Genomic DNA, 21,132 nt, shown 5'->3' with positions numbered 1-21,132 from the left:
TCATTTTTTCACGTCGGCCGGGGCGCGCCCGTAGATGTCGTCGAAGCGCACGATGTCGTCTTCGCCCAGGTACTCGCCGCTCTGCACCTCGATCATCACCAGGTCGATGATGCCGGGGTTGGTCAGCCGGTGTTTGTGCCCGGCCGGGATGTAGGTGGACTCGTTGGCGTTGATCAGGAACTCGCGCTCGCCATTGGTGATCTGCGCCGCGCCGCTGACCACTACCCAGTGTTCGCTGCGGTGGTGATGCATCTGCAACGACAGCGACGCCTGGGGCTTGACCACGATGCGCTTGATCTTGAAGCGGCTGCTTTCCTCCAGCACCGTGTAGGTGCCCCACGGCCGGGTGACGGTGCGGTGCAGGCTGTACGCCGGATGGTTCTGGCGCTTGAGCTCGGCGACGATGTAGCGCACATCCTGGCTGCGATGGGCGTCGGCGATCAGCAGCGCGTCGGGAGTATCGACAATGATCAGGTCGCGCACGCCGACCGCGCCGGTGACGCGCTTGGGCGAGTCGATGTAGCAGTTGTGCACGTCATGCAGGATCGCTTCGCCATTGACCTGGTTGCCGTGGGCGTCGCTGGGGGTGAGCTGGCGCAGCGCTTCCCACGAACCGATGTCGCTCCAGCCGATGTCACACGGCACCACGGCGACTTGGCGGGACTTCTCCATCAGTGCCACGTCGATGGAAATATCCGGCGCGCTGGCGAAGCCATCCGCGTCCAGCTCACGCTGGCGCGAGGTTTTGTTTTGCAGGCTCTGGCTGTGTTCCAGCGCGGTTCTGGCGGCGGTGAGCACGTCCGGCGCATGGGCGGCGAGCTCGTCCACCAGGGTGCCGGCCTTGAAGCAGAACATGCCCGCGTTCCACAGGTGCTTGCCGCCGTCGAGGTAGCCCTGGGCGGTGGCCAGGTCGGGTTTTTCGACGAAGCGCTTGACCCGGTAGCCGCTGCCCAGCGCTTCGCCTTGCTCGATGTAGCCGAAGCCGGTTTCGGGGTGATCGGGCTGGATGCCAAAGGTCACCAGGTAGCCGGCTTCGGCGAGGTTGCGGGCGCGGGTGACGGCTTCGGCGAACGCCACTTCGTTGAGTATCAAGTGGTCGGCGGGCATTACCAGCAACTGCGCGGTATCGCCAAAATGCTCCTGCACATGCAGCGCCGCCACCGCAATGGCCGCCGCCGTGTTGCGCCCGAACGGTTCCAGCAGCAGGTCGAGGGGCAAGTGGGCCTTGTTGACGCTGCGGTAGTCATCCAGGGTGCGAAACAGCAGGTCACGGTTGGTCACCGTCAGCACGCTTTCCACGCCGGGCAGTTTGGCCGCGCGCTGGAAGGTTTTTTGCAGCAGGCTCTGGCCGTCGCGCATGCGCATGAAGGGCTTGGGCATGTTCTGTCGCGACACTGGCCACAGCCGCGTGCCCGACCCCCCGGAGACGATGCAGGGGATCAATCCGTTGAGGGTGTTCATCAATAGACCTCCTTGGTGGACAGGACGGCGGGGACCGTCATGAAGACGATGTACAGGTCAAACCACACCGACCATTTGGAGATGTACTCAAGGTCGTATTCCACGCGTTTCTGGATCTTGTAGAGGGTGTCGGTCTCGCCCCGGTAACCATTGATCTGCGCCCAGCCGGTGATCCCTGGCTTGACCCGGTGGCGCGAGCTGTACTCGCTCACTGCAACTTCAAAGGGCACGCCGGCGGCCTTGGTCGCGGTGGCGTGGGGGCGTGGGCCGACCATCGACATATTGCCCAGCAGCACGTTGAACAGCTGTGGCAGCTCGTCGATGCTGGTCTTGCGGATGATCCGCCCGACGCGGGTGATGCGCGGGTCCTGGCGGGTGGTCTGGCGTTCGGCGGTGAAGTCGCTCTGGTCGGTGTACATCGAGCGGAACTTGAACACGCGGATTTCGTTGTCGTTGTAGCCGTAGCGGTTCTGCCGAAACAGCACCGGGCCCTTGGAGTCGAGCTTGATCGCAATCGCCGTCGCCACCATCACCGGCGACAGGCACACCAGCGCCAGGCTGGCCAGCAGCAAGTCTTCCAGGCGCTTGATCACCGGCGACCAACCCCGCAGCGGCAACTGCGAGGTGTTGAACATGAGGATGCCGCCGACGTCGGTGATCTTGCTGTGGCCGTAGCGCAGGGCGGCCATGTCGGGCACCAGCATCACGTTGACCGACATCTGCCGCAGGCGGTTGACCAGCCCGTGGATCCGCTGCTCGGCGGCCCAGGGCAGGCAGATCATCACTTGGTTGACCTCCTCGGAGCGGATCAGTTTTTCCAGGTCGCGGGAGTTGCCCAGCAAGGGCAGGTTGCTCAATTCCTTGGGGATGCGCTCGGTGCGGTCGTCGATAAAACCGACCAGGCCCGAGCGGATATCGCCGTTGCGTTGCAGGTGGTCGGCGACGTGCACGGCGGTGTCGGTAAAGCCCAGGATCACCGTGCGTTGCAGGTATTTGCCCTTGCGCATCAGGTTGCGATACAGGCGCAGCATCAGCAGCCGTTCCAGGCAGAACAGCGCCAGGCTGGCGAAGTACCAGGCGACCAGATTGCGCGGGGTCAGCTGTGGGAAGGATTGCAGGATCTGGTACATGAACAGCAGGATGCAAAACGCCGCAGACCAGGCCTTGACCTTGGTTTTCAGGCGCAGGCGGTTGCTGAACAATTCTTCGGAATAGATGCCCAGGGCCTGGAACAGAATGATGGTGAGCACCGCGAAAAACAGCAGCAGCCCAAGAAAATGAGGACGCTGTTCGGGGGCCACCGGGTCGATGAAATACACCAGGACGAGCGGGGGCAGGATGGCACTCAAGCCATGAATGAATTTGACGAAAACAACAAAAAATTCAACAAAACCGGCACGTGTTAAAAACAAACTGTCAACGGACGACTTCTTTCGCATACAGCATCCCTCATTGCACTCCAGACGTTCTGTTCGGCTGTTTGATCAATAAGGCAGCAGGCTGCTTAGAGGCCAGTCGAACTACGGCTACTCTGGGTAATACGCAACTATCCACTTCAAATGCGGCGCGTCATTTGACGGGATTTGCGGGGTGGTGACTTAAGGGAGTGTTTCCTTGATCTGCCTTGTCAATAAATTGACCGTGATGCGGATGCGCCGTTTAGAGCGTTTGATTTGCAGGTTTTTCGGCATTTTTTTGACATTCCTTGTCTTGACACTCGGTCTGGGGGTGTGATTTTGAGTGTAGGAACAAATGTGAGAATTTTCCTGCCGAACGGGGAAAGCTTTTTCAAATGGAAGTAGGAAAGGGGGACAAAGAGGGGGTGGCAAGGCACGTTAAGTGCCCGGCCACCGGGACGTTCGCGGGATCAGAAGTTGCCTTTCAAACTCACCGTTAAATTGCGCGGTTCACCATAAAAGTTGCCCCACGACGCTGTACCGACAGTGTTGTAGTAGCTTTTGTCGAACAGATTGTTGCCGTTGAGGGCCACGGTCCAAGTGTCGTCGAGGCGGTACGCTACGCGTGCGTTCCACACCGCATAACCGGCCTGTTCCAGCTTGATGGTCTGCATGCGGTAGTTGCTGCTCTGGGCGTTGACGCCAGTGCCCACGCTCCACTTCGACAGCGCGCCGTCGAGCTGGTAGTCGCCCCACATCCGCAGCATATGTTTGGGCACGTAGGTGTTGGATGAGCCGCCTTCGAGGGCGCTGTCGATGTTCTTCAGGGATTTGGTCTGGGTGTAGGTGTAGCCGCCAGAAACCTGCAAGCGTTCGAGCAATTCACCGCTGACTTCGGCCTCCACGCCCTGGGCGCGCACCCGGGCGGTGTCGGTGTAGCAGTAGCCATCGGCGGAGGTTGCACAGAAGCTGGCGTAGTCGGTTTCGGCGCCGTTTTTCTCGATGGCGCGGAACAGCGCCAGGGAGCTGTTGAGGCGGCCGTCGAACCATTCGCCCTTGATGCCCAGCTCGTAGTTGTCGCCGATCTTCGGCTTGAGCGCGGCGCCATCGGCGGTGGCGTAGGCGCTTTGCGGTTGGAAGATATCCGCGTAGCTGGCGTACACCGACAGGTGCTCGTTGAGGTCATAGATCAGCGCGGCGAACGGCGTGACTTCGCCGGTTTCCTTGGAGTGCGCATCCTGCAGCGACCACTCGCCCCAGCCCAGGCTGTAGGACTGGCGACGGTTGTCGTACCAACTCACGCGGCTGCCCACGATGAACATCAACGGTTCTGCCAGGCGCAGGCGCAAGGTGGCGTAGGCGCCGTACTGGGTGGCGGTTTCCTTGATCGTGCTGCCACGGTACATGTTCGGCCAGAAGGTGTTGTCGGCCGGCTCCGGCAAGTGGTGGTTGGGCGTGTAGATGCCCTGGCGCGTGGGCAGGTTCTGGATCGCGTACACATCGTCCTGGGTGCCACGGCTGCCGTTGGCGCCGAGGATCAGTTCGTGTTCCAGGCCGAAGGCTTCGAACTTGCCGTCCAGGTAGGCGTCGAGGCCGTAGTCGCGGTGGTCGTAGTCCATCAGCGCGGCGTAGGACAGCGCAGTGGGCGCCGGGTCGCCGTATTGGATAGTGCCTTCGCTGGCGGCGTACTTGGTGTCTTGCAGGTTGCGGCTGTGCACGGCCGCGACCTTGAGTTTCCAGTCGTCGTTGAGTTGCTGAGTGAGGTCGACGAAGTACGTGGCGCGGCGGCTTTGCCAGTCGTTCCAGGACTGGCCCAGGCACGTCGAGCGGCTGAGGTTGGCGCTCTTGCCGTCGGCATAACGCGGCAGGCCGCCCCAGCACGGAGTGGCATCGACGTCTTCGTAGCTGGCGCCAATGCCCAGGGTGGTGTCGGGGCTGAGGTCGATGTCGAGCGCGCCATAGAACGCCTGGTCCTTGCGCTTGGCGATGTCCATGTACGAGGCGCGATCCTGTTGGCTGATCGCCACACGGCCCCGCACGGTGCCGCTGTCGTTCAGCGGGCCACCGGTGTCGAGGTCGGCGCGGTAGTTGTCCCACGTGCCGGCGGACAGCGACAGGCTGGTGGTGGGCTTGGCCTGGGGCCGCTTGCGCACGAAGTTCACCGCGCCGCTGGCGGTGCCGGCGCCCTTGAGCATGCCAGCGGCACCCTTGAGCACTTCCACGCGGTCATAAATCGCCATGTTGGCGCTGAAACTGTCGGCCTGGGCGTAGTCCTTGCCCATGTCCAGCGGTACGCCATCGTACTGGTACTGGCCGAGCATCTTGAAGCCACGGGAGTAGAAATACTTGCCACCCATGGGCGACTCGTAGCTGGTGATGCCGGGTGTGCGCTCCATCACGTCGTCGATGGTGGTGACGTTCTGGTCGTCCATCAATTGGCGGGTCATCACGCTGACCGATTGCGGCGTTTCCCGCAGGCTGTGTTGGCCTTTGCCGATGGTCACCGCGCCAGTGGTGTAGGAACCGGTACCCTCGGTGGTGGCGCCCAGGCGGTCGCCGGTGATGGTGGTGGCGCCCAGGTTCAGCGCGCCGCTGTCCGCCACCTGCGGCAGCAGCAACCAGGTGCTGTTGCCCTGGCGCTGGGCTTGCAGGCCTTGGCCGCGCAACAGCTGGTCGAGGGCCTGCGCGGGGTCGAAGCGGCCATTCAGGCCGGCGCTGGTCTTGCCGGCGACGCTGTTGGCGTCATACGACAGGCTGATGCCGGCTTGGCGGGCGAACTGGTCCAGGGCACTGGCCAGGGAACCGGCGGCGATGTTCCAGTCGCGGGCCTGGCTGTCACTGGCCGGTGTTTCGGCCAGCACGGCCAGGGGCAGGGCGCCGCCGCTCAGGCAGGCGCCCAGCAGGGCGGCCTGGACCGCGCGCTTGAGGGGGGAACGGGGGGAGGGGAACGCTTGCATGACCGTGGGCTGCTCCTGAAGGACGTGGAAAAGACTGGCCTGTTGAACCAATGCCAGTCAGTCAAGGTGAGCACTGCACCTGTGGCGAGGGAGCTTGCTCCCGCTGGGCTGCGTAGCGGCCCCAAAAATCTTGGGAGCGCTTCGCACTCCAGCGGGAGCAAGCTCCCTCGCCACAGGTTATTTTTTGCTCTTACTAGCGCTTAACTGACTGGCATTAGGCTGTTGATCGGCCTTTCCTTACAGGTCGAGCGGCAATGCGAATTCACCTCATTTATTTTTCGACGGTTTAAACCCGAGGGGTGACGGTCACCCAATAACGGCTGCGGTAGGTGACATCGACATTGAGCGATTGCGCGACCAGCGTCAGCACCTGATCGGTATCGCTCAACTGATAGGTACCCGACACCCGCAACCCGGCCACCGCTTCACTGCAACGCACCAGCCCGTTGCGGTAGCGCGCCAATTCACTGAGGAAATCATCCAGGCGCATGTTGTGGGCGCTGATTACGCCGTCGCTCCAGGCCCAGGGGTCGAGGCCGTTGGCGATAGGTGCGCGGATGCTGTGGCGGTCGATCAGCACCGACGCGCCGGGCGGGATCACTTGGCGGGCGTTGGCGTCGTGGCGGTCGGCAAACACCGCCACGCTGCCCTGCTGCACCGCGATCAACGTGCCTTGGGCTTCTTCACGGACTAGCAAGCGTGCGCCTTGGGCACGCAGGTCAGCGTTGCGGGTCAGGACCCAGAACGGGCGACTGTCGCCGCTGGGCTGCACCACGATTTCGCCTTGGCGCAACTGCACCTTGCGGCGTTCTGCATTGAAGGTGCTATCGAACGCGGTGGCACTATTGAGCTGGACCTGGCTGCCGTCGTCCAGCGTCACCCGTCGCTGTTCGCCGGTGGCGGTGCGGTAGTCGGCCACCAGGGCGGGCAGCGGCGTGTAGTCGCGGCCAAACCAGGTCAACCCGGCCGCACCGGCCACCAGGCCCAACAGCTTGAGGCTTTCACGGCGACTGATGCGTTGCCGCGCGCCGCTGAGGGTGCGGCGCCCGAGCTGTGCCGGCAGTTGGTTGAAATCGTCATTCATGGTCGCCACGCGCTGCCACACCTGCTGGTGTTCGGCGCTGCTGTGCAGCCAGCGTTCAAACGCCGCGGTGCTGGCGTCGTCGGCGACATTGAAGCGCAGCTTGATCATCCACTGGATGGCCTGGTCCACCAGGCGCGGGTCAGCATTCCTCATAGCGCAACCGATAACAGGCGTGCAGCGCCTTGGACAGGTCGCGCTCCACGGTGGCCTTGGACACGCCGAGGCGTTGGGCAATTTGCGAGCAGGTCAGGCCGTCCAATTGGGCGAGCAGGAAGGCTTCGCGCACGCGGGGCTTGAGTTGGTCGAGCAGACGGTCGATGCGCTCCAGGCTGTCGAGGATCAGCCGCCGGGTTTCTTCCGACGGCACTTCAGCCTGTGGGAAATGCGCGAGGCTTTCGAGGTAGGCGCGTTCCAGCTCGCGGCGTCGGTACTGGTCGATCATCAGGCTGCGGGCGATGCTGCTCAGGTACGCGCGCGGTTGCTGCAAGGTCTGCTGCTTGCGCGCGTTGAGCAAGCGCACAAACGTCTCCTGCGCCAGGTCGGCGGCATGCTCGCGGCAGCCGGTGCGCCGGTTCAACCAGCCGTGCAGCCAGGAGTGATGGGCCAGGTACAGTTGGCCGATGGCGGCAGGGTCCAGTGGGTGATCGCTCGACATGGGCATCCTGGCACAGCAGTCATAATTGATAATGTTTCGCATTCTAGTCGTTGGTTATGGCAATGAGCAATCACTGGCACGCAATGTATCCAGCACAATTTATTGTTGGCCCACGGCGTGCGGTTTACGCTCCAGGTTTTCCCGATGGATGGCTTGAGCATGATCGACCTGGCGACCCTGGCGATTTTTTGCGGTGCGGTGCTGTTGTTGCTGTTATCGCCGGGGCCGAACATGGCCTTTGTCATCAGCCACGGCGTGAGCCACGGCTGGCGCGGCGGCATCGCCTGCGCCCTGGGCATTGGCGTGGCTGACCTGCTGCTGACCGCGCTGACCGCCAGCGGAGTGACGGCGCTGGTGGCGAGTTGGCCGCCGTCGTTTGACCTGATCCGTTATGCGGGGGTGGTCTACCTGCTGTGGCTGGTGTTCAAGACCTTGCAGAAAAGTCCGCGTCTGGACACCGCTCACGCTCACCGCGTACCCCTGGGGCGGGTGTGTGTGCAAGCGATGCTCAACAGTTTGCTCAACCCCAAGGCATTGTTGTTTTTTGTGGTGTTTTTGCCGCAGTTTGTGCGGCCAGAGACGGGATCGATCGCCGTGCAATTGCTGGTGCTTGGCGGCGTTTTGACTGTGATCGCAGCGGTATTTCACGGACTGCTGGGCGCGTTTGGTGGTGTACTGAGCCGCTTCTTTGCCAAGCGCCCGAGCAGCGCCTGGCTACAGAAATGGGGGCTGGCGACGGTGCTGACGGTGTTGGCGGTGCGGTTGGCGGTGATGTCGCGTCCCAATTGACTCACCTGCGACCTCATGATCGACGGAGATCAAATGTGGGAGCGGGCTTGCGCCCTCCCACATTTGAACTGCATTTGGCTCGATGATTAATGGGTAGGCTGTATTGTGTTCAGCGTTTATTTGAAATCACCAGAGAGAAGCAGATGTTGTTTACAGAGAGATCCTCAAGATAACAAATTATGACTTTGCCATTCGGATGAATGTCGCCTGACAGCCGATATGCGTCCCACCCACCTCGTACACCCAGCCCTCCTGGAATTTTTTCAGGACCTTTCGATGCCATGGGTTCTCCCAGAAAGCTACGCGCACTTTGCTGATTCATCTTTAGTGAAAATGGAGCCGGCAAATCTCCCGAGTAAGTCGGCTGACCGACCGTCGGAACCAGAGTGATCAGGACCTGTTCCAGGCACTTGGTTTCGTCATTGAAAACCAACTCAAGTCCATCAGCTGGGTGCATCGCTGGCCAATTACTGCCCTCAAATGGCTTTGTGAGTGGTTGATTTGGGATCTTCCGGGCGGCTATCAATTCTGCATAATTCGCCCCCAAACTCGTGACCCACAATCGAATCGTTTGCGCGTCCATCAATACCACCCCTGTTTTTCATTGATTTTGTGCATTCTGGCCCGCGCATCTTCAAGGTCAGCGTTGCTGAATCCCTCTTCGAGCATGTAGGGCTTTATTGCATCAAAATTTCGTTCTACCGCATCTCGTAAATCTGCAGCATCCGCATGTTGCTTGGCTTTCTTATTTCTCCACCCATAGGTCTCGCTGAATTTCTGGTGAACTCGAGCGGGTATGGCGATGCTTGCGGCATTTTTCATGGCTTGTTTGCGATCAGCTTCTCCCAGATGCGGATAGTGCCCAAGCAAGTAATGCTCCAGGGCTGCCTGAGAGGGCATGTGATCCAAATGCATTTCTTCTCGAAGCCGCCCATTGAACGCGCCATAAGTGTCTACTTCTAAAGGCCTGACAGCGGGCTTGGCAAACACCAAATACAACGGCGCCACACCCGAATCAACAGGAAACGTAATGATCGTATCCTGCCAGGTCACATCCTCGGCATCCCTGCCTGGATAATGAGTGATGGCTGAATCAGGCCCTACCGCAATCGGATGAACGAGCAGGTTATCCAGCCGCTCCGGTGTGCCTGGGTAAGGACTTGGCGCACTGACCACCGGCCCGTTGTTGGGCGTCCAAGTAATGCTGATGCCATCCAGAACCGCCACCATCGCGCTCTTGTCGGCGTTCCATCGGGCGTGTGCAACAGGTACCCGATCCGAACCACTGCCCGGCGAGGTGTGGATGCCATAAGCTCTCAATTCCCCCGCGTCATCCTGACGGAACTGGAACCGCACCCGTGTGCTTGCCGATTGCAGGTTTGCCAATTGCGCTGGGGTGTAGAGCGTCGAATCGCCAATATCTCTCGGCCAAAAGGCCAGCAACACTACGTTCAATGCGGCGCTTGCGCCCGCTACTCCACGTACTGTCCAAGTACCGAGGTCACTGCCGAGCGTCCCCGCGACACGCCCGACAGTACCAGCGGTGCCGGTTGAAGCGATCAGAGCAGTTTTGCCGAAATTGTCTGCACGTTCGGGCGCTTGTCCCGCTGCTGTGGAGCCGGCGGGCACTGAGACACAGGATTTTGCGAATACACACACATTCAGCGCATCAGGTTGTGCGTTCGGCGCGAAAGCCTCGGCGGCCGTGCTGCGAGCTGAAGCGGTTCCCGGCGGTGGCAAAAAAGACGGCGACTTTTCAGGGTCTATGTCCTGAAACTCCATGAGTTGGTTGGCGATGAGTTTAGGTGGCGGGTCACATTTGCAGCGGCACACGTCGCCGTCCAACGCGGCCTCTGCACCGTCCCATATTTCACCCAGTCGCGGCCCGACACATACGACGACACCTTGGCTGGAGCAGGCGGGGCAGAAGATGAGATCGCCCTGTCTGACCATTCCCAACCCGTTAATGGTACCGCCCGTGTACCCGGTGTAGACCGTGCCACCGGCCGTTGTCTTGGCGCCGTTGGTTAGGTTGTAACGCCTCATGCCTCATTCTCCGCGTGCAAGCCTGGCTGCAGAAGCCTCCACCTGCGCCAGCCTTTGCGGGCTATCGCGTTGCTGGTGAAGATCGCGCCTAACTGGCGCGAGAAGAATGCTGCTGAATGAAGGAAGTCCAAACAACTGACCGTTCGGCTAGGTAAGCGAAGAAACAGAAACTTCCGACACCTATTTGCGGTTGCCCCTAGGAAACTCGGTCTCTAGTCTCCGTACACCGCTGCACACTCAGCGGTCGGGCGTCGCGGCCCGGTTTCCTATGGACGCTAAGCGTCATCGTCTGCTTTCAGTTGGCGCTTTTTTATCGTCTACTGTGCGGCGCTATGGCGGCTGTGCGCGGGATACCTTCGGGTATGCCGGGTTTCCTAAGGACCGGTCCGCGAACCTGCGTACAGCTGCCACCCCCATCGCGTCGCGGCGATCAATGGCAGCTCCACTTTCCTTAGGAGCTTCACAATGATCAAACCCACCCCCAATCCCCCTGTCCGTCTATTTGCCGTAGCGGATGGAATCAGTACCGAAGACCTGCTGGTCAACCTCTGCGAAACACTCGCCTCGGCCAATGCGCTGAGCTGTGAACTTGCGTTTAATCTGGAAGGAACGAAGCGAGAGGAGTTGTTGGGTGTTGCGCAGTTGATCGAACTGGCGCAGTTACTCGCGGATCGCGTGCACGATGGCGTCGGGAAGTCGCTCACCGCGTGCAGCTGACAACGCTGCTTGAATGTGGGAGCGGGCTTGCTCGCGAAGGCGTTGGATCAGTCAGCATATTCAGTGCCTGACATTCCGTATTCGCGAGCAAGCCCGCTCCCACATAGGCCAGTCTCCACAGGGGGATTGTGTTGTCAGCCGAGCAAAGCGGCGGCTCGCGCGACAATCTCGCCACGGGTCTTGCGCGACTGCGCCGTGCGCTTGTGCGCTTCCTCCAGCACAGCCTTGGGCGCCGTATCCGGACGACCCGAGTCAAACGGCGGCGCCGGCGCATATTCAATCTGCAACTGCACCAGTTGCGCCGTCGCTTCGTCGTACAGCTCCGCAGCCAAGGTCAGCGCGAAGTCGATGCCAGCGGTGATACCGCCCCCCGTCAATAGGTTGCCGTCGCGTACCACGCGTTCCTGCACGGGGATCGCGCCCAGCGGGGCGAGCATGTCGTGGTACGCCCAGTGCGTGGTGGCCTTACGTCCGCGCAGCAGGCCCGCCGCGCCCAGCACCAACGAACCGGTGCACACCGACGTCACGTACCGCGCGGTCTGCGCCTGTACCGTGAGGAAATCCAGGGTCTGCGGGTCTTCCATCAATGCGCCCACGCCGGAACCGCCTGGTACACAGATCACATCCAACGGCGGGCAGTCGGCGTACGTCATGGTCGGGGTGAACACCAGCCCGGTGCTGGAGGTGACGGGCGCCAGGTCTTTCCACACCAGGTGCAACTTCACGTCTGGCAGTGAACCGAGGACGTCATAGGGGCCGGTCAGGTCCAGTTGCTGGATGCCGGGGAACAACACAAAGCCGATCTGCAAGGTCATGGACAGCGCTCCGAGAAAGGGGTGGACGGCTTCACTTTAGGGGCCTAGGCTTTGGCGCATACGCCATTCAGCCCACAGATCACGCCAATCATGCCGCGAATCATCCATGTCCTCGCTTTTGCCAATGCCCAGGTGCTCGATGTGACCGGGCCGTTGCAGGTGTTCGCCTCCACCAATGACCTGGCGCGCCAGCGCGGCTTGCCGTTGCCTTACGCGGTCACGGTGATCGCCGCGCAAGCGGAGCCGGTGATGACCTCCGCCGGTCTGGCGCTGGTGGCCGAGCCGCTGCCGGCCATCGACGCGCCGTGCGACACCCTGGTAATCGCTGGCGGTTGGGGCGTGTACGGCGCCGCCGAAGACCCGGCACTGGTCGACTGGGTGCGGGAAAAAGCCCGGCACACGCGGCGCATGACCTCGGTGTGCACCGGCGCCTTCCTGCTGGCGGCCAGTGGTTTATTGGACGGCTGCCGCGTGGCCACCCACTGGACGCGCTGCGAAGAACTGGCGCGCAAATTCCCCGCGCTGACGGTGGAGGCCAACCCGATCTTCATCCGCCAAGGCGCGGTGTGGACCTCCGCGGGCGTCACTGCCGGCATCGACCTGTGCCTGGCGCTGGTGGAAGACGACCTGGGCAGCGAAGTGGCCCTGGAAGTGGCGCGGCACCTGGTGGTGTTCCTCAAGCGCCCGGGCGGGCAATCCCAATTCAGCGTGACCCTGTCCCTGCAAAAGGCCGACAGCCGCTTCACCGAACTCCATGCCTGGATGGCCGAAAACCTCACCCTCGACCTGAACATCCCGACCCTGGCCGCCCAGGCCGGCATGAGCGAGCGCAGCTTCGTGCGCCACTACCGCAACGAAACCGGCCAGACCCCGGCGCGGGCGGTGGAACTGATCCGCGTCGAAACCGCGCGCAGGCAATTGGCGGACAGCACGGCGTCGATCAAGCGCATTGCTGTGCAATGTGGTTTTGGCAGTGAGGAAACCTTGCGCCGCAGTTTTTTAAGGGCCTTGTCGGTAACGCCGCAGGCCTACCGTGAGCGGTTTTCGCCGAGCAATTCCAGCAGTGCGTCCAGCGTGGCCTGAGGCGCTTCCTGAGGAATATTGTGGCCGACGCCGGGCAAGATCCTGCGCCGGTAACAACCGCTGAAATGCTCCGCGTCGTCATCCTCCACGGGCGGCGGCCCCACCCCGTCGTCCGCACCGCACAGGGAGATGCTCGGCACCGAAATCGGCGGTTGCAGGGCCAACGCCTGTTCGATCGCTTCCAGTGCCGGGTCGCCCGGCGCGTACATAAACCGGTGGCGATAGGAGTGAATCACCACCTCGACGAAATCCGGGTTGTCGAACGATGGCGCACTCTGCTCAAACAGGCCCGCCCCCTCGTCCCAGGACGGTGACCACAGCGTCCATAACAACTGGCACAGCTCACGGCGATTGGCGGTCAAACCGTCCACGCCCCGTTGGGTATGAAAGTAGTACTGATACCACAAACGATGCTCCGTCTCCGGCGCCCGGGGGGTAAGCGACTTGGCAATGTCCTGGATGTTGTAGCCATCCCCGGTTACCAACCCGCGCACGCGCTCGGGCCACAGCGCCGCGACGATACAGGCGGCGCGCCCGCCCCAGTCGTACCCAGCGAGGGTGGCTTGGGGGATCGACAGCGCATCCATGAAATCCAGCAAGTCCTTGGCCAACGCCGCCTGCTGCCCGGAGCGCATCACCTGCTCGTTGATAAACCGCGTCGGGCCGTACCCGCGCAGGTACGGCACCAATACCCGATAGCCCAACTCGGCCAGCGCCGGTGCAATGGCGTCATAGCCGCGTGGATCATAGGGGAAACCATGCAGCAGGATTACAGGCGCTCCGTCGAGGGGGCCGTGGGCTTCATACGCCACATCGAGCAGGGTGGTGCGCACGTAGTGCAGCGGGGCGGTGAGGGTCATGGTGGTTGATTACCTGCTGGCGAGGGTGCAGAAACTCTAGCCGATTGCCGCGGCGGGAGCAGGGCACGTGTGTGGCACAGGGGTTGGTTGTCGAAGCCCGATGCAATTTCCCCAAGGGTCGCGGACCTGGCAAATCCAGTGACCACCCTCGATCTCCATCGGCCCCCGATACAACGTCCCACCCAGTTCCTCAAACCGTCGCAATGCCTGCTGCAAGTCGTCTACTCCCCAGTACACCACTGATCCAGCGGCTCCAGACGCCACCTTGTCATCGGCGTTGACGATCTCGAGGGCGACGCCTGCTACATCCAAATGGCCGAAGTCGTCAGGGGCATGACGAATGCGTGTCGCCTGCGGAAAGGCGGCGGCGTACCACGCGGTTGCTGCGCGCCAGTCCGGGACATGAATGAGGATTGAGATGATGGGGATCAACTGAGCAAAACCTCCGATTGAGCGACGTTGTGTTTGTGGCGAGGGAGCTTGCTCCCGTTGGACTGCGCAGCAGTCCCAGCTTTTCCACAGGAAGAGCGGGGGCCGCTGCGCGACCCAGCGGGAGCAAGCTCCCTCGCCACAGGTTGCTGTTTTGTCTGCTAGTGCTTAGACGGCCATGTCCAATTCAAGGTCGGTTCTGCTTACTACATGCTTGAAGTGATGCCGCCACAACTCCACCCCCAACTGCCCCGACCGATCCAGCGACGAGCCCACCGTCAAATCCTTGATCAACGTCGGCTGCAACCCCGCATCAAACAGGGCAAACCCCGCCGCCAGCACGCAGGTGTCGGTTTGTATGCCACACACCAACACACGCGCCGGCGCCAGGCTTTTGAGGTAGGCAATCGTCTCGGGCGTGGGCGCATAGCCGTGCTTGATGAAGATGCGATCTGCCGCGATCAGGCTGTCGTCATCCGGTGCCGGTTGCCAGCCGAGCTGGCGGGCAAAAGGGGTAACGCTTTCGTCGTGGCGCTCGACGGTGGCGACCGACGGCAGGCGGCCGAGCAGGGCGTTGATGCCGTCCACCAGCCACGTCGGTGGATTGAAGGACAGTTGCACGTCGATGATCAGCAGTACCTGGCGCATGGGGTTCCTGTCCGTAGCCGAGGGGCTGCTCATTGTGCCTCAGGGCTGCCAGGTCGTCTTCTCCCCGCTGAGCTTGCGGTCGAGGAACGTCGCCGCGCTGATCAACGCCAGATGGCTCAACGCCTGGGGCGTGTTGCCCAGGTGACGGGCCTGGCCGTCGAACTCTTCGGCGTACAAGCCCAGCGGGTTGGCGTAGCGCAGCAGTTGTTCGAATTCCAGGTGGGCTTTTTCCACTTGCCCGGCGCGCGCGAGGCATTCGACGTACCAGAATGAGCACGCGGCAAACGCGCCTTCGGTGCCTTGCAAGCCGTCGATCTGGCTGTCGTCGTTGCGGTAACGGTAGACCATGCCGTCGCGCACCAGGCTTTTCTGGATGGCTTCAAGGGTCGACAGCCAGCGCGGATCGGTGGCCGCGACGAAGCGCACGAGCGGCATCAACAGCATCGAGCCGTCGAGGGCGGTGCCGCCGATATGCTGCACAAAATGCCCGCGTTCTTCGTTCCAGAAGTTGCTCCAGATGTCGGTGTAGATCGCCTGGCGTGCCTGGTCCCAGCGCGCGAACGGCGCCGGCAGTGAACGCTTGGACGCGAGGCGGATCGCGCGGTCCAGCGCGACCCAACACATCAGCCGCGAGTGCAGGAAGTGATGCTGCTCGCCACGCATCTCCCAGATGCCCACGTCTTGGGTGTTCCAGATTTCGCAGACCTGATCGGCGACTTCCACCGTGTGTTGCCAGCCGTCATGGGAGATGGCTTCGCCATACTTGTTGACCAGGTACACCGCGTCCATCAGTTCGCCATAGATATCCAGCTGGATCTGCCCGACGGCCCCATTGCCGATGCGCACGGGCTTGGCACCGCCATGGCCGGCGAGGTGCGCCAGTTCGGTTTCCGGCAGTTCCTGGCGACCGTCGATGCCATAGAGGATGTTGATCTTCATCGGCTGGCCGCAGCAGTCACTGACCCGGCCCTTGAGCCAGCGCATATAGGCGTTGGCTTCCTCGACAAAACCCAGGCGCATGAACGCGTAGACGGTAAACGAAGCGTCGCGAATCCAGGTGTAGCGGTAATCCCAGTTGCGCTCGCCGCCGGGTGCTTCCGGCAGACCGAAGGTGGCGGCGGCGATGATTGCGCCGTGTTTGCGTGAGGTCAGAAGCTTCAACGCCAGGGCGGAACGATTGACCATTTCGCGCCAGCGCCCACGGTAATTCGACTGCGCGATCCAGCCGCGCCAGTATTTCAAGGTGTGGGCCAGGGCGAGGTCGGTGCAGCGGCTGTCTACCCGGTCGTCATCCAGACCGCCGAGGACAAAGTCGGCGCCTTCATCCTGGTTCAGGGTGAAACGGGCGACCGCTGCGCCGTCGTCGATCAGCAGCGGCTGGCTGCCGGCCAAGCGCAGGCCGGGCTGGCCGTCGGCGTTGAAACACACCGTGCCGTTATCGAGCGCGACGTGGGTCGGCGCGCGCGCGTAGTCATGGCGTACGGCGCAGCGCAGGTGGATATCGGCCTTGCCGCTGACCACCCGCACACGGCGAACCAGCAAGGGCAGGTCGTCGATTTCATCGCTGATAACCAGCAGGTCGGTGATTTCTACCACCGCTGCATCGCTAAGCCAGCGGGTTTGCAGCACGTTGGTGTCGGGCAGGTAGATCTGCTCACGGCGGGCGTCGGGCAGGTCCGGCGTGAGCTGGAAAATACCGGCGTCGGGGCTGTCCAGCAGGGCGCAAAAGATTGAGGGGCTATCGAATTCCGGCCAGCAAAAGAAGTCGATGCTGCCTTTGTCGTTGACCAGGGCCGCACTGCGCATGTCGCCGATGATGCCGTGGGCGTCGATGGTGCTTTGGGGTTCGTTGTTCAACTCAACCATTGCCACGAAACTCCGGGTAAAGGCTCATGCCGCCATCAATGAACAGGGTGCTGCCGACTACATAGTCGGAGGCGTCGCTGGCCAGCCAGACCACGGCGTTGGCCACGTCTTCCACGTCGCCGACGCGACCGTAGGGGATCAGCTTCAGCAGTTCTTTTTCTGCTGCGCCCTCGGTGGCGGCCCGATTGATCGGCGTGCGAATCGCTCCCGGCGCAATGCCGTTGATGCGGATGCGCTGCTCGCTGACTTCCTGGGCAAGGGTGCGCATCAACATCTCGACGCCGCCTTTGGACGCGGCGTAATTCACATGCCCGGCCCAAGGGATCAACTGGTGTACCGAACTCATATGGATGATTTTTCCCGCCGCCCGCGACACGCCTTCACGCACGCCCTGGCGGTTGAAGATACGCACGGCCGCGCGGGCACAGAGGAACTGGCCAGTGAGGTTGACGCCGATCACGGTGTTCCAGTCGTCGAGGCTCATGTCCACCAGGTTGGCGTCTTTTTGCAGGCCGGAGTTGGCGACGAGAATGTCGAGGTGGCCAAAGGCGTCGAGGGTTTGGGCGAACAGGTGTTCCACGTCCGCCTCCTTGGACACATCGCCACCGATGGCAATCGCCCGGCCGCCGTTGGCGTTGATCTGTGCGGCGAGGGCTTCGGCGGGGGCCGCCTGGGCGTTGTAATTGAGCACCACGGCCGCGCCGGCGTCGGCCAGGGCCTTGGCGGCACCTGCGCCGATGCCGGAGCTGGCGCCGGTGACCAGGGCGACTTGTTGCTGCAACGAGAGAAGCATGGGCCAAGCACCATTGCTGGAGGGTTCAGTCAGCTGACTGGTGGGGTGGGGTGTAAGTTCAGCGCGGATTTCAGCGATTATGTTGCCTCACCCGGTAAGTTCAGCGTGCCGGTTGGGTTGGATGCCCGGGATGTGTTTGAGTAACGCTTCGAGCTCCGCTTTTGCTTAGGCCTGGGGGCAATGCTGAACGTCAACGCCGGAGCTGACCATGTTGGGGAGCGCTATGAATTGAGCCTGTGAAAGGGGGGCTTCTTCCAAACGTTGGCTTGCCTCAAGCAGGAGCGCTGGATCTATCATCCTCTCTTTCTGGTGGAGTCGATTGGATAGCTCGAAAGCTGCACCCGAACTATGCAGGTAGTTGGCTTTGCTCGGATCCGTTCCCGGCGTGCAGTCAGTTTGACATTTTGTGGCTGCAAAGGCATATAAGGTGAAGTTGAGCCGTCTGGTCGGAGCTTTCATCTGACGCTGCGGAGAGTATGAACATTGGAATTGTTCGAGGACTACTTACCGTTGAAGGCACCTTCATCTTGATACCTCTCTGATCTCCGCGCTTAATCAGGTGGAATTGGCGCAAGGTAAAGCTCTGGTGTCGCTCAAACAGCTAAAGCAACGTGTGAGCGAGGATGTGTAGTTTATATATGATGCAGTGGTGGAACAACGCTCTCGAGCCAGCGCGAGATCTGATTCAGCGTGAAGAATACAGAGTGCGTTGGAGACGAAGATGCAAGTGATACAACTCAAGCCTGATAAGTTCGATATAAGTATAGTGCAGTAGGCGGGAGATAGTGTGTGCATAGCAAGTCGATTACTTACAATGTATTTAGCTCTTAGAGGCTTTTAATTGGGTTTTTTTGCTGGGTAATGGAGTAATGAAAAATTAGTATTATATTAAAGTCGGATGAGTGGGGTGTTGCTCAAAAAAATGATGTGCTAAAGGTTTTGAATTCTGCAAAAAAGGTGATGGATATTTTTTTTGGTCGGAGTTTTCCTGGCGATATTTACATCTACAAAGGTTTGGCTGATACGCCGAAAGCTATGTTTGCTAAGTCACCCAGTGGTGCGTATATAATAAATATAACTGCCACGGATCGATTTTGGTCACAGTACATATATCAGTTTTCGCATGAATATTGTCATGTTCGCACGAATCACGCTATGAGTAACTATCGGACGCAGTGGTTTGAAGAGGCTATCTGTGAGCTGGCCTCGATCTATACTCTTATAGAAGTGTCTCGGACTTGGAGAGTTAAACCTCCGTATCCGAATTGGAGAGATTTTGCCGGAAACTTTTCTACGTATGCAGAAAAGTTAATTTCAGACTTCAGGAATAATCTCCCTGAGAATGTTGGTTTTTTTGATTGGTTTGAAGAGAATCTCCCATTTCTTGAGGCAGATCCATATCTTCGTGATAAAAACGCTATTGTAGCGATTGAGCTTCTGCCGATTTTTCAAGAACATCCCTCTGCCTGGAATTCAATGACATATTGGAATATTCGGAGTAACGGTGGAGGCACTGACATTCACAGTTGTCTGAAAGAATGGTTAAGTATTTTGCCTTCGAAGAATATTGTCGGTGCAGTAGCTATCGCCGAGGTCTTCAATTCGCGTTGATTTTCAGGGGCGATGAGCCTAGGAAGGCATCGGTTTGGAAAAGGAACAGGCGCTTTTACAAGGTCTCACTCATCCAACTTATAGCTAATTATCTATGTAATGAGGGACTCGACGGCTCGGGCCAGGGTAGCCAGAGGGATCGAAACGTTGGATCTCTTCACTGGATAGGGGGATCAAGTGGGAGGTATCGATTGCTTGGGGGTGTATAAAGAACCCGGGGCGATTCATTCCTCTGCGCACGCTTTACAGAAAATCAATCAGTTAGGAGCACGTTTGGATCATTTATTTGAAAAAAGTCTCATCTTTTTTGAATGACGACACTCAATGACTCGACCGGAAGCAATTGCCCGACTTAATAGGAAGCATTACTATTCACGCCCCGCCTCCCCAGTGCCTCCGCGATGATTCCCCAGCCGCCCCGCAGAACAGGCTTTTTCGAGTATTACGAAGAGTTGATCGGCACCTGGACGCGCCGCCTGAGAAACCGTCAGCAGGCCGAAGACCTGGCGCACGACACCTTTGTGCGGGTGCTGGAGGCCCGTTCCACTGAGGTTGAGCAACCGCGCGCCTATCTGCATCAGACCGCGCGCAATATCGCGGTGGACGCCCATCGCCGCGAAGATCGGCGCGAGGCATTGGGGCTGGACGCCTTTGAGCAGAGTTCGCCCCACAGTGGCGACCCGGAGCATTTCATGCACGCGATCCAGTTGGCGGATTCCATCGAGCGGGCCCTGGCGGAGCTGCCGCTCAACTGCCGCAGGATTTTCATCTGGCAGAAAATCGAAGGCCTCACCCAGCAGGAAATCGCCGAACGCCTGGGCTTGTCCAAGAACATGGTGGAAAAGTATATGATCCGCACCCTGCGGCATCTGCGTGACCGCCTGGACGCGCTGGCCCCATGAACCAAGGATCTTCCATGATGGATAACCGTGCCCGAGACGAGGCCGCGCAATGGTTTGTGCGCCTGCAAGACGCCGAACTGAACGCCGCCGAGCGCCAGCAGTTCGAGGCGTGGCGCCAAGAGCATCCCGCCCACCAATACGAATTCGATGTGCTGCGCGGCATGTGGAGTGCCGCCGACCTGCTGCCCAAGGCGCGCCTGCAGGCGCTGTGCGAGGCGCCGGCCGAGCGTCCCAAGCGCCGTGCGGTGTTGCGTTATGCGGTGGCTGCCAGTGTGGTGGCCGTTGCCATTGGCCTGGGCGTGTTCAGCATTCAACCAAAGCCCTACAGTGCCGAGTTCAGCACGCGGTTGGGAGAACATCGCCAAGTGACCTTGCCCGACGGCTCGATGATGGAGTTGAACAGCCGCAGCGTGGTCGCGGTGCATTTCGAGAAAGGCCGGCGTGACGTGGTGCTCAAGCGGGGCGAGGCGATGTTCAGCGTCGAACATGACACCCACCGACCGTTTGTGGTCGCCGCCGGGGCCGGGCAAGTCACCGTGACCGGCACCCGTTTTGACGTGCGCCGCGACGATGACCAGACACGCGTGGTGGTCGAGGCCGGAACCGTCAAGGTGCAAGGGCATGCAGGCGATGCCATCGTCACCCTCACGGCGGGGGGCGGCACGCACATCGATGGCCAGGGCAACGTGGTGCCAGCCTACGCGGTGAACGCTGAAGAGCTGACCGCCTGGCGCACCGGCAAACTGGTATTCAACAACGCCACCTTGGGTGAGGTGGCGCGGGAAGTCTCACGCTACCGCGAGCAGCCGCTGCGGGTTGGCTCGGCGGCGGTGGGCGACCTGCGCCTGACCAGCGTATTCAAGTCCAATGACACCGACGCCTTGCTCAAGGCCTTGCCACACATCCTGCCGGTGGCCGTACGCGCCTTGCCGGACGGCAGCCAGGAAATTATTTCACGCTGACATTCAGGTTTTTTCTGCGCTCGTCGTCTTCTCCTGCAACTGCAACTGGTTTTCATT

General features: G+C 60.7%; 18 protein-coding genes. 6 read left to right on the top strand and 12 right to left on the bottom strand.

The window, feature by feature from the left end:
* The 5 genes from ACZRMO_RS21425 to ACZRMO_RS21405 form a co-directional block, all read right to left on the bottom strand.
* The gene (locus ACZRMO_RS21425) at positions 1-1,461 is read right to left on the bottom strand and encodes a mannose-1-phosphate guanylyltransferase/mannose-6-phosphate isomerase (protein ID WP_463974134.1); all 1,461 of its coding nucleotides are present in this window, start codon (positions 1,459-1,461) and stop codon (positions 1-3) included.
* The gene (locus ACZRMO_RS21420) at positions 1,461-2,900 is read right to left on the bottom strand and encodes an undecaprenyl-phosphate glucose phosphotransferase (protein ID WP_463974133.1); all 1,440 of its coding nucleotides are present in this window, start codon (positions 2,898-2,900) and stop codon (positions 1,461-1,463) included. Before ACZRMO_RS21420 ends, ACZRMO_RS21425 begins: the two co-directional genes overlap by 1 nt.
* Positions 2,901-3,328: 428 nt before the next feature.
* Positions 3,329-5,815 (bottom strand): TonB-dependent siderophore receptor, encoded by a 2,487-nt coding sequence (locus ACZRMO_RS21415; protein ID WP_463974132.1) that lies wholly within the window; start codon positions 5,813-5,815, stop codon positions 3,329-3,331.
* 286 nt (positions 5,816-6,101) lie between these two features.
* Positions 6,102-7,052 (bottom strand): FecR domain-containing protein, encoded by a 951-nt coding sequence (locus ACZRMO_RS21410; protein WP_463974131.1) that lies wholly within the window; start codon positions 7,050-7,052, stop codon positions 6,102-6,104.
* Positions 7,039-7,554, bottom strand: a complete 516-nt coding sequence (locus ACZRMO_RS21405) for a sigma-70 family RNA polymerase sigma factor (RefSeq protein ID WP_463974130.1) — start codon at positions 7,552-7,554, stop codon at positions 7,039-7,041. Before ACZRMO_RS21405 ends, ACZRMO_RS21410 begins: the two co-directional genes overlap by 14 nt.
* Before the next feature lie 159 nt (positions 7,555-7,713).
* On the opposite strand from ACZRMO_RS21405, the gene ACZRMO_RS21400 reads away from it, so the two are divergent.
* Positions 7,714-8,343, top strand: coding sequence for a LysE family translocator (locus tag ACZRMO_RS21400; protein WP_463974156.1), 630 nt, complete (start codon positions 7,714-7,716; stop codon positions 8,341-8,343).
* A gap of 109 nt (positions 8,344-8,452) precedes the next feature.
* Here the strand turns inward: ACZRMO_RS21400 and ACZRMO_RS21395 are convergent, their stop codons facing one another.
* On the bottom strand, positions 8,453-8,926 hold the full coding sequence (locus ACZRMO_RS21395) for a DUF6392 family protein (protein ID WP_177414132.1): 474 nt from the start codon (positions 8,924-8,926) through the stop codon (positions 8,453-8,455).
* Positions 8,926-10,389, bottom strand: coding sequence for an S-type pyocin domain-containing protein (locus ACZRMO_RS21390; protein WP_463974129.1), 1,464 nt, complete (start codon positions 10,387-10,389; stop codon positions 8,926-8,928). Before ACZRMO_RS21390 ends, ACZRMO_RS21395 begins: the two co-directional genes overlap by 1 nt.
* 465 nt (positions 10,390-10,854) lie before the next feature.
* On the opposite strand from ACZRMO_RS21390, the gene ACZRMO_RS21385 reads away from it, so the two are divergent.
* Complete coding sequence (locus tag ACZRMO_RS21385; RefSeq protein ID WP_463974128.1) at positions 10,855-11,106, top strand: DUF6124 family protein; 252 nt, start codon at positions 10,855-10,857, stop codon at positions 11,104-11,106.
* A gap of 134 nt (positions 11,107-11,240) precedes the next feature.
* On the opposite strand, the gene inhA is transcribed toward ACZRMO_RS21385, so the two are convergent.
* The gene (inhA, locus tag ACZRMO_RS21380) at positions 11,241-11,921 is read right to left on the bottom strand and encodes an isonitrile hydratase (protein WP_463974127.1); all 681 of its coding nucleotides are present in this window, start codon (positions 11,919-11,921) and stop codon (positions 11,241-11,243) included.
* A gap of 90 nt (positions 11,922-12,011) precedes the next feature.
* On the opposite strand from inhA, the gene ACZRMO_RS21375 reads away from it, so the two are divergent.
* The gene (locus ACZRMO_RS21375) at positions 12,012-13,004 is read left to right on the top strand and encodes a GlxA family transcriptional regulator (protein ID WP_463974126.1); all 993 of its coding nucleotides are present in this window, start codon (positions 12,012-12,014) and stop codon (positions 13,002-13,004) included.
* On the opposite strand, the gene ACZRMO_RS21370 is transcribed toward ACZRMO_RS21375, so the two are convergent.
* The 4 genes from ACZRMO_RS21370 to ACZRMO_RS21355 all read right to left on the bottom strand — a co-directional run bounded on the left by ACZRMO_RS21370 (position 12,950) and on the right by ACZRMO_RS21355 (position 17,600).
* Entirely contained in the window at positions 12,950-13,864 is a 915-nt protein-coding gene (locus ACZRMO_RS21370) for an alpha/beta fold hydrolase (RefSeq protein ID WP_463974125.1), read from the bottom strand. The genes ACZRMO_RS21375 and ACZRMO_RS21370 overlap by 55 nt on opposite strands.
* Before the next feature lie 597 nt (positions 13,865-14,461).
* Positions 14,462-14,941, bottom strand: coding sequence for an isochorismatase family protein (locus tag ACZRMO_RS21365; RefSeq protein WP_463974124.1), 480 nt, complete (start codon positions 14,939-14,941; stop codon positions 14,462-14,464).
* A gap of 39 nt (positions 14,942-14,980) precedes the next feature.
* Positions 14,981-16,807, bottom strand: a complete 1,827-nt coding sequence (locus ACZRMO_RS21360; RefSeq protein WP_463974123.1) for a glycoside hydrolase family 15 protein — start codon at positions 16,805-16,807, stop codon at positions 14,981-14,983.
* Positions 16,800-17,600, bottom strand: a complete 801-nt coding sequence (locus tag ACZRMO_RS21355) for a glucose 1-dehydrogenase (protein WP_463974122.1) — start codon at positions 17,598-17,600, stop codon at positions 16,800-16,802. Before ACZRMO_RS21355 ends, ACZRMO_RS21360 begins: the two co-directional genes overlap by 8 nt.
* A 939-nt stretch (positions 17,601-18,539) precedes the next feature.
* Here ACZRMO_RS21355 and ACZRMO_RS21350 point away from each other — a divergent pair.
* The 3 genes from ACZRMO_RS21350 (at position 18,540) to ACZRMO_RS21340 (ending at position 21,075) form a co-directional block, all read left to right on the top strand.
* A complete protein-coding gene (locus ACZRMO_RS21350) occupies positions 18,540-19,211 on the top strand; it encodes a hypothetical protein (protein WP_463974121.1) in 672 nt (223 codons plus the stop codon).
* A 401-nt stretch (positions 19,212-19,612) separates the two neighbouring features.
* A complete protein-coding gene (locus ACZRMO_RS21345) occupies positions 19,613-20,113 on the top strand; it encodes a sigma-70 family RNA polymerase sigma factor (RefSeq protein ID WP_124525216.1) in 501 nt (166 codons plus the stop codon).
* 14 nt (positions 20,114-20,127) lie between these two features.
* Positions 20,128-21,075, top strand: a complete 948-nt coding sequence (locus ACZRMO_RS21340) for a FecR family protein (protein ID WP_463974120.1) — start codon at positions 20,128-20,130, stop codon at positions 21,073-21,075.
* The last annotated feature ends 57 nt before the right edge of the window (positions 21,076-21,132 follow it).

The organism is Pseudomonas sp. B611, from assembly GCF_055407965.1.
Note: the sequence above shows the minus strand (reverse complement) of the source record. Positions and strands in the feature narration are given on the sequence as shown.